The sequence below is a fragment of the Sphingomonas sp. CCH9-F2 genome (assembly GCF_001556735.1).
In the GTDB taxonomy this organism is placed as follows: domain Bacteria; phylum Pseudomonadota; class Alphaproteobacteria; order Sphingomonadales; family Sphingomonadaceae; genus Sphingomonas; species Sphingomonas ginsenosidimutans.
This window is the reverse complement of record NZ_LSJO01000709.1, coordinates 1-7,621: the sequence shown is the minus strand read 5'-3', so window position 1 is coordinate 7,621 and position 7,621 is coordinate 1. Positions and strand designations below refer to the sequence as shown.

General features: G+C 67.9%; 7 protein-coding genes. 6 read left to right on the top strand and 1 reads right to left on the bottom strand.

Annotated elements, in window-relative coordinates:
• Positions 1 to 107: 107 nt before the first annotated feature.
• Together AX685_RS20225 and AX685_RS20220 are read left to right on the top strand one after the other, a co-directional pair.
• Complete coding sequence (locus tag AX685_RS20225) at positions 108 to 773, top strand: TPM domain-containing protein (RefSeq protein WP_066492055.1); 666 nt, start codon at positions 108 to 110, stop codon at positions 771 to 773.
• On the top strand, positions 770 to 1,303 hold the full coding sequence (locus AX685_RS20220; protein ID WP_066492052.1) for an NUDIX hydrolase: 534 nt from the start codon (positions 770 to 772) through the stop codon (positions 1,301 to 1,303). The genes AX685_RS20225 and AX685_RS20220 overlap by 4 nt, the downstream gene beginning before the upstream one ends.
• A 188-nt stretch (positions 1,304 to 1,491) precedes the next feature.
• On the opposite strand, the gene AX685_RS20215 is transcribed toward AX685_RS20220, so the two are convergent.
• On the bottom strand, positions 1,492 to 1,773 hold the full coding sequence (locus AX685_RS20215; protein WP_066492050.1) for an ETC complex I subunit: 282 nt from the start codon (positions 1,771 to 1,773) through the stop codon (positions 1,492 to 1,494).
• A gap of 172 nt (positions 1,774 to 1,945) precedes the next feature.
• Between AX685_RS20215 and dnaK the strand changes: the two genes are divergently transcribed.
• The 4 genes from dnaK to AX685_RS20195 form a co-directional block, all read left to right on the top strand.
• A complete protein-coding gene (dnaK, locus tag AX685_RS20210; RefSeq protein WP_066492043.1) occupies positions 1,946 to 3,850 on the top strand; it encodes a molecular chaperone DnaK in 1,905 nt (634 codons plus the stop codon).
• Positions 3,851 to 3,993: 143 nt separating this feature from the next.
• The gene (dnaJ, locus tag AX685_RS20205; RefSeq protein ID WP_066492041.1) at positions 3,994 to 5,127 is read left to right on the top strand and encodes a molecular chaperone DnaJ; all 1,134 of its coding nucleotides are present in this window, start codon (positions 3,994 to 3,996) and stop codon (positions 5,125 to 5,127) included.
• Between the two features lie 8 nt (positions 5,128 to 5,135).
• The gene (gene era / locus AX685_RS20200; protein ID WP_066492057.1) at positions 5,136 to 6,068 is read left to right on the top strand and encodes a GTPase Era; all 933 of its coding nucleotides are present in this window, start codon (positions 5,136 to 5,138) and stop codon (positions 6,066 to 6,068) included.
• Between the two features lie 60 nt (positions 6,069 to 6,128).
• Positions 6,129 to 7,621, top strand: a 1,493-nt coding sequence (locus AX685_RS20195; RefSeq protein ID WP_066492039.1) for an MFS transporter, incomplete at its 3' end; no start/stop codon positions are given.

Genomic DNA, 7,621 nt, shown 5'->3' with positions numbered 1-7,621 from the left:
GGCAGCGACTGGGGCGGCGGCGGCGGATCGTCGTGGGGCGGCGGCAACGATAGCTTCTCCGGCGGCGGCGGGTCGTTCGGCGGCGGCGGCGCGAGCGGGGACTGGTGATGGCACGGCTGGTGTTGAGCGAGGCGGAGCGCGACGCCGTCACCGCCGCGGTGGCCGCCGCGGAGGCGCGCACCGATGGCGAGATCGTCACGATCGTCACCCAGCGGTCGGACGCCTATCACGACGTCGCGCTCCATTATGCGGTGATCGCGGTGCTGGCGATGACCGCGATCGGCGCGGTCGCACCGGGCATCTTCACCCCGTTCGACCGCGGGTGGGAGGAAGCCGATCTGGGGCGCGACCTGCTGGCGCTGCTGATCGTCCAGGCGCTCGCCTTCCTGGCGGTCCGCTACGCGCTCGCCTGGACGCCGCTGCGCCTGGCGCTGACCCCGCGCGGCACCAAGGCGCGCCGCGTCCGCCGCCGCGCGGTGGAGCTGTTCCGCGTCGGCACCGAAAGCCGCACCGCCGGGCATGAGGGGGTGCTGCTGTACCTGTCCACCGACGAACATGTCGCGGAGATCGTCACCGACGCCGCCGTGCATCGCGCGGTCCCGCCCGAACGCTGGGGCGAGGCGATGGCCGCGCTGGTGACGGCGGTGCGCGATGGGCGCGCGGGCGACGGGATGGTCGCCGCCGTCACCGCGATCGGCGCGATCCTGGCCGAGCATTTCCCCAAGACCGCCGACAATCCCAACGAACTGCCGGACCGGGTGATCGAACTATGACGCTGGAGGAAGAAGCCGCACTGCCCGCCCAGGTCCGCTGGGAGGGGCGCTTCATCCAGGCGATCACCCAGGGCCGCTGGGAATATGTGGCGCGCGCGCGCGGCATCCAGGCGGCGGTGATCCTCGCCTTCGATGCCGAGGACCGCGTCATCCTGGTCGAGCAGTTCCGCGTTCCTCTCGCCCGCCGCTGCCTGGAGCTGCCCGCCGGGCTGGTCGGGGACGAGGACGCCGGCGAACCGGTCGCGCTGGCCGCCGCGCGCGAACTGGAGGAGGAAACCGGCTATCGCGCCGCGCGGGTCGAGGAACTGGGCTTCTTCCACGCCTCGCCGGGCATGGTCAGCGAAGGCTTCACGCTGGTGCGCGCGCATGATGTGGTGAAGGTCGCCGACGGCGGCGGCACGGGGGACGAGGACATTGCCGTCCATCTGGTGCCCCGCGCCGAGGTCGCATCGTTCGTCGCCGCGAAACGCGCCGAGGGCGTGGCGATCGACGTCAAGCTGTTGCTGCTGCTGGCGGATACGCTAGTCTGAGCCAATTGTCGCCCTGGCGAAGGCAGGGGCCTTTCTCCGCCACTACCCTACCGCCTGCGCCACAAGATCCCAGCCTGCGCTGGGATGACGCCTTGCCAGGAACGTCGCCCCAGCGCAGGCTGGGGCCTCCCCGCAACTCCTGCCCCGCGCCGCCCTCGTGGCCCGGCCACGGCCGGACCCGCACGATCCTACCGGAAATTGTCCGCGTAGCTCTGCAGCTTCAGCGTCTTCGTCGGCGTCGGGATCACCGTGTACGGCAACCCCTCGCGCTCCGCATAAGCGATCGCGGCCTCGCACGTCGGAAAGCCTAGCCGGATCTGGTCGCGCGTGTCGCCGCTGCCGGCCCAGCCGGTCAGCGGATCGGCCTGCTTCGGCTCGGCCGGCTCGAAATCGAGCTGCCAGCGATCGGTCCGGAATTTGCCGGACTGCATGGCGTTCTTGGGACGCTGGTAGATGCGGGCTTTCTGCATATCGGCTCCTCTACGATCCACGCACGGGACAGGCAACGGTTCCCTTCACATTGAACGCAATCTTGCGGCGCGGAACACGCCACCTATATCGCCACGGGTCAACGCGGTTGCGCTGCCATAACGGGGCGCCGCCGACATCGTTTTACGTTCGTAGGGGCTAGGCAAAGCACTCATGGCAAAAGTTATCGGTATCGACCTCGGCACCACCAATTCCTGCGTCGCGGTCATGGAAGGCGGCAAGGCCAAGGTGATCGAGAATGCGGAAGGCGCGCGCACCACGCCGTCGATCGTCGCCTTCGCCAAGGATGGCGAGCGGCTGATCGGCCAGCCGGCAAAGCGCCAGGCCGTCACCAACGGCGACAACACCATTTTCGCGGTGAAGCGCCTGATCGGTCGCCGCTTCGACGATCCCGTCACCAAGAAGGACACCGAGCTCGTCCCGTACAAGATCGTGCGCGGGTCGAACGGTGACGCCTGGGTCGAGGCGGGCGGCAAGGAATACAGCCCGTCGCAGATCAGCGCCTTCACGCTGCAGAAGATGAAGGAAACCGCCGAATCCTATCTGGGTGAGACGGTGACGCAGGCGGTCATCACCGTCCCGGCCTATTTCAACGACGCCCAGCGTCAGGCGACCAAGGACGCCGGCCAGATCGCGGGCCTCGAGGTGCTGCGCATCATCAACGAGCCGACCGCCGCGGCGCTGGCCTATGGCCTCGAAAAGCAGGATGGCAAGACGATCGCGGTCTACGACCTTGGCGGCGGCACCTTCGACGTCTCGATCCTGGAGATCGGCGACGGCGTGTTCGAGGTGAAGGCCACCAACGGCGATACCTTCCTGGGCGGTGAGGATTTCGACAACAAGATCGTCGACTATCTGGCGCAGGGCTTCCAGAAGGATGAGGGCATCGACCTCACCAAGGACAAGCTGGCGCTCCAGCGTCTGAAGGAAGCCGCCGAGAAGGCGAAGATCGAGCTGTCGTCGGCGCAGTCGACCGAGGTCAACCTGCCCTTCATCACCGCCGACCAGAACGGCCCGAAGCATCTGGTCAAGACGATCACCCGCGCCGATCTGGAGCGGCTGGTCGAGGACCTCATCAAGCGGACGCTAGAGCCGTGCAAGAAGGCGCTTTCTGACGCCGGCCTCAGTGCCAGCGAGATCGCCGATGTCGTGCTGGTCGGCGGCATGACCCGGATGCCGCGCGTGCGCGAGGTGGTGAAGCAGTTCTTCGGCAAGGATCCGCACACCGGCGTCAACCCGGACGAGGTCGTCGCGATGGGCGCCGCGATCCAGGCGGGCGTGCTGCAGGGCGATGTGAAGGACGTGCTGCTGCTCGACGTCACCCCGCTGTCGCTGGGTATCGAGACGCTGGGCGGCGTGTTCACGCGCATGATCGACCGCAACACCACCATCCCGACCAAGAAGTCGCAGACCTATTCCACCGCTGACGACAATCAGCAGGCGGTGACGATCCGCGTCTTCCAGGGCGAGCGCGAGATGGCGGCCGACAACAAGCTGCTGGGCCAGTTCGATCTGGTCGGCATTCCGCCCGCGCCGCGTGGCGTGCCGCAGATCGAGGTGACGTTCGACATCGACGCCAACGGCATCGTCAACGTATCCGCCAAGGACAAGGGGACGGGCAAGGAACAGCAGATCCGCATCCAGGCGTCGGGCGGGTTGTCGGATGCCGACATCGACCAGATGGTCCGCGATGCCGAACAGTTCGCCGAGGAGGACAAGAAGCGTCGTGCCGGTGCCGAGGCGAAGAACAACGCCGAATCGCTGATCCACACCACCGAACGCCAGCTCGCCGACAACGGCGACAAGGTGGACGATGCGCTCAAGGGTGAGATCCAGTCCGCGATCGACGCTGCCAAGGCGGCGGTCGAGGGTGGCGATCCCGAGGCGATGAACGAGAAGAGCCAGGCGCTGGCGCAGGTCGCGATGAAGCTGGGTCAGGCGATCTACGAAAAGCAGCAGCAGGCCGAAGCGGCGCCGCAGGGTGGCGCAGCGGCCGGCGACGCGCCCAAGGAGGACGTCGTCGACGCCGAATTCTCGGAAGTCGACGAAACGAAGTGAGGTCTCCCGTAAAGCCCTCTCCCCGACGGGGAGAGGGTTGGGAGAGGGGCAGTGAGAAGGGGTGAACACACAATGCGCGACAGCGTTCGTGGCCGCCCCTCACCCAAACCCTCTCCCCGGAGGGGAGAGGGCTTAGGTTGCAGATGACCGAAATCGACTATTACGAACTGCTCGAGTGCGAGCGCACCGCGGATGCCGCGACGATCAAGTCGTCGTATCGCAAGCTTGCGATGAAATATCACCCGGACAAGAACGCCGGGTGCAAGGATTCCGAGGCGAAGTTCAAGGCGGTCAGCGAAGCCTATGACTGCCTGAAGGATCCGCAGAAGCGCGCCGCCTACGATCGGTTCGGCCATGCCGCGTTCCGCAACGGCGGGATGGGCGGCGGCGGCCACGGCCATGGTGCGCAGGATTTTGCCGGCTTCTCCGACATCTTCGAAAGTGTCTTCGGCGAATTCATGGGCGGCCAGCGCGGCGGCGGCGGGCGTCAGGCGCGCCGCGGCGCGGACCTGCGCTACGACATGGAAGTGTCGCTGGAGGAAGCCTTCCACGGCAAGGAGACGGAGATCACGATCGACATCTCCGCCGCCTGCGACAGCTGCCACGGCACCGGATCGAAACCGGGCACCCACGCGCACACCTGCCACCATTGCCAGGGCGCCGGAAAGGTCCGCGCGCAGCAGGGTTTCTTCGTGGTCGAACGCGCCTGCCCGGTTTGCCACGGCTCGGGCGAGGTCATTACCGATCCGTGCCCCGACTGCCGTGGCGAGGGCCGCGTGGAAAAGACCAAGACGCTCAGCGTCAACGTGCCGCCGGGCGTCGATGAAGGCACGCGTATCCGCCTGACCGGCGAGGGCGAGGCGGGCGCGCGCGGCGCGCGCCCGGGCGATCTCTACATCTTCCTGCATGTGAAGCGGCACGCGATCTTCGAGCGCGAGGGCACGACATTGTTCGCGCGCGCGCCGATCAGCTTCACCACCGCCGCGCTGGGCGGCACCATGTCGATCCCCGGCCTCGACGGCCGCCGTCACGAGGTGAAGATCCCCGCCGGCATCCAGTCGGGCAAGCAGCTGCGCCAGCGCGGCGCCGGCATGCCGGTGCTGCAGGGCCGCGGCCACGGCGATCTGGTGATTCAGGTCGAGGTGGAGACCCCCACCCGGCTCAGCACCCGCCAGCGCGCGTTGCTGGAGGAATTCCGCGAAACCGAGACCGGCGACGAATGCCCGCAGAGCCAAGGCTTCTTCTCGCGCCTCAAGAATGCGTTCGCGGGCGAATGACCGAGGGCATGGATACCCCGCCGACGTCTCAACATTCACAACATTCGCCCGCCACGCATTGCGGGCTGGTCGCGGTGGTCGGCGCGCCCAATGCGGGCAAGTCGACGCTGGTCAATGCGCTGGTCGGACAGAAGGTCGCGATCGTCAGTCCCAAGGCGCAGACGACGCGCGCCCGGCTGATGGGCGTCGCGATCGAGGGCGACACGCAGCTGCTGCTGGTCGACACGCCCGGGATCTTCGAGCCGCACCGCCGGCTCGACCGCGCGATGATCGCGGCCGCCTGGGGCGGGACCGAGGGCGCCGACGTGATCGCGCTGGTGGTCGACGGCAAGGGCGGACTTGGCCCCAAGGTGACCGAAATCGCCGAGGGGCTGACGGGCCGGCGCGAGCCGATCTACCTCATCCTCAACAAGGTCGATCTGGCGGACAAGGGCAAGCTGCTCACCCACGCCGAACGGCTCAACGCGATCCTCCCCTTCGCGGAGACGTTCTTCATCTCCGCGCAGACCGGCGACGGCCTGCCCGAACTGAAGCGCGCGCTGGCGGCGGCGATGCCGGCGGGGCCGTGGCATTACCCGGAGGACCAGGTCTCCGACGCCTCCGAACGCGCGCTCGCGGCGGAGGTGACGCGCGAGCAATTGTACCTGCAACTCCACGCCGAATTGCCCTATGCCAGCGTGGTCGAGACCGAGAAATTCTCGGATCGCGAGGACGGGTCAGCGGAAATCCACCAGCAGATCTTGGTCGAACGCCCGACGCAGCGCGCGATCGTGCTGGGGAAGGGCGGCACCCGCATCCGCGAGATCGGCGCGCGCGCGCGGGCCGAACTGGCGGTGCTGCTCGACCGGCCGGTGCACCTCTATCTGCACGTCAAGGTGAAGCCCGGCTGGGACGAGGATCGCGGCGTCTATCGCGACATCGGGCTGGACTGGGTGGAATGACGTTCGGCCTGCTGTCGGGCAGGCAACAATTCGTTACGCCCCTGCGTTGCATCAGCCGCCATGACCCTTGCCGCGCGGGTGCGCGCTTTCCTGTCCGAGGAGACCTGGGCCTATGCCCCGCATGAACGGCCGGCCATGCCCGGTTCGCCCGGCTCCCCCGCGCATCCGCGCCGGCGGCAGGTCGCCTATGCGCTGACCGGCGTGCTGCTGGGATTGACAGGCGGGTTCGGGAACGCGCTGGTCGCGGCGAACACCGTCACGCTGGCGGGGTCGCTGGGGCTCGACCCGGCGGAGATCGCGTGGCTGCCGACCGTCTATGTGATGACGAACGTCAGCATCAACCTGCTGCTCATCAAGTTCCGCCAGCAGTTCGGCCTGCGTCCCTATGCGGTGATCTTCCTGACGCTGTACCTGGCGCTGACGCTGGCGCATCTGTTCGTCAACGATTTCACCTCGGCGATCCTGGTGCGCGCCGCCAGCGGCATGGCCGGCGCCGCGCTCAGCACCTTCGCGCTCTATTATTTCATGCAGGCGTTCCCGGCGCCGTGGCGGCTGCGCGCGATCGTCGTCGGCATCGGCGTGCCGCAATGCGCCACCCCGCTCGCCCGGCTGTTCTCGCCCGAACTGCTGGCGATGAGCCAATGGCGCACGCTCTATCTGTTCGAACTCGGCATGGCGGCGATGAGCCTGGCCGCCGTCCTCGCCTTCCGCCTGCCCCCGACCGAGCGGCAGAAGGCGTTCGAGCCGCTCGACTTCGTCACCTTCACGCTGTTCGCGGGCGCCACCGCGCTGTTCGCGGCGGTGCTGGGGCTGGGGCGGATCGTGTGGTGGACGCAAGCGGCGTGGATCGGCTGGGCGCTGCTGGCGGCGATCCCGATGCTGGCCGCCGCGCTGGTGATCGAGCATCACCGCGCCAACCCGCTGATCAACACCCGCTGGCTGGGCAGCGCCGACATCCTGCGCTTCACGATCGTCACCGTCATGGCGCGGATCGTCCTGTCCGAACAAAGCTATGGCGCGGTCGGGCTGCTGACGGTGCTGGGGCAGAACAACGATCAGTTGACCGGGCTGTTCACGCTGATCTTCCTGGCCACCGCCGCCGGGGTCGTCGCCAGCGCGATGACGATCAACGTCGAGAAACTGACCCATTCGGTCATGCTCGCGATCGGGCTGGTCGCGATCGCCGCCTGGGCCGATTCCTATTCCACCAGCCTGACGCGCGCGCCGCAATTCTACGTGACGCAAGGCGTGATCGCCTTCTCCGCCGCCTTCTTCCTTGGCCCCTCGCTGCTGTTCGGAATGACCCGCGCGCTGCAACGCGGCAGCGGGCATATCATCAGCTTCATCGCGCTGTTCGGGGTCATCAACTCGCTGGGCGGGCTTGGCGGCACCGCGCTGCTCGGCACGTACCAGACGATCCGTGAGAAGGCTAACAGCGCCGCGCTGGTGCAGGCGGTCGACCCCACCGATCCGCAGGTGCAGGCCCGGTTGCAGGCCGGCGCCAGCGGCGTCGCGCGCGTCGTCGGCGATCCGGGGCTGCGCAGCGCGGAGGG

What these genes read in the sequence shown, in the direction of transcription:
- AX685_RS20225 (WP_066492055.1), top strand. Translation starts at nt 108, where the DNA reads ATGGCACGGCTGGTGTTGAGCGAGGCGGAGCGCGACGCCGTCACCGCC.
- dnaJ (WP_066492041.1), top strand. Translation starts at nt 3,994, where the DNA reads ATGACCGAAATCGACTATTACGAACTGCTCGAGTGCGAGCGCACCGCG.
- AX685_RS20215 (WP_066492050.1), bottom strand. Translation starts at nt 1,773, where the DNA reads ATGCAGAAAGCCCGCATCTACCAGCGTCCCAAGAACGCCATGCAGTCC.
- era (WP_066492057.1), top strand. Translation starts at nt 5,136, where the DNA reads ATGGATACCCCGCCGACGTCTCAACATTCACAACATTCGCCCGCCACG.
- dnaK (WP_066492043.1), top strand. Translation starts at nt 1,946, where the DNA reads ATGGCAAAAGTTATCGGTATCGACCTCGGCACCACCAATTCCTGCGTC.
- AX685_RS20220 (WP_066492052.1), top strand. Translation starts at nt 770, where the DNA reads ATGACGCTGGAGGAAGAAGCCGCACTGCCCGCCCAGGTCCGCTGGGAG.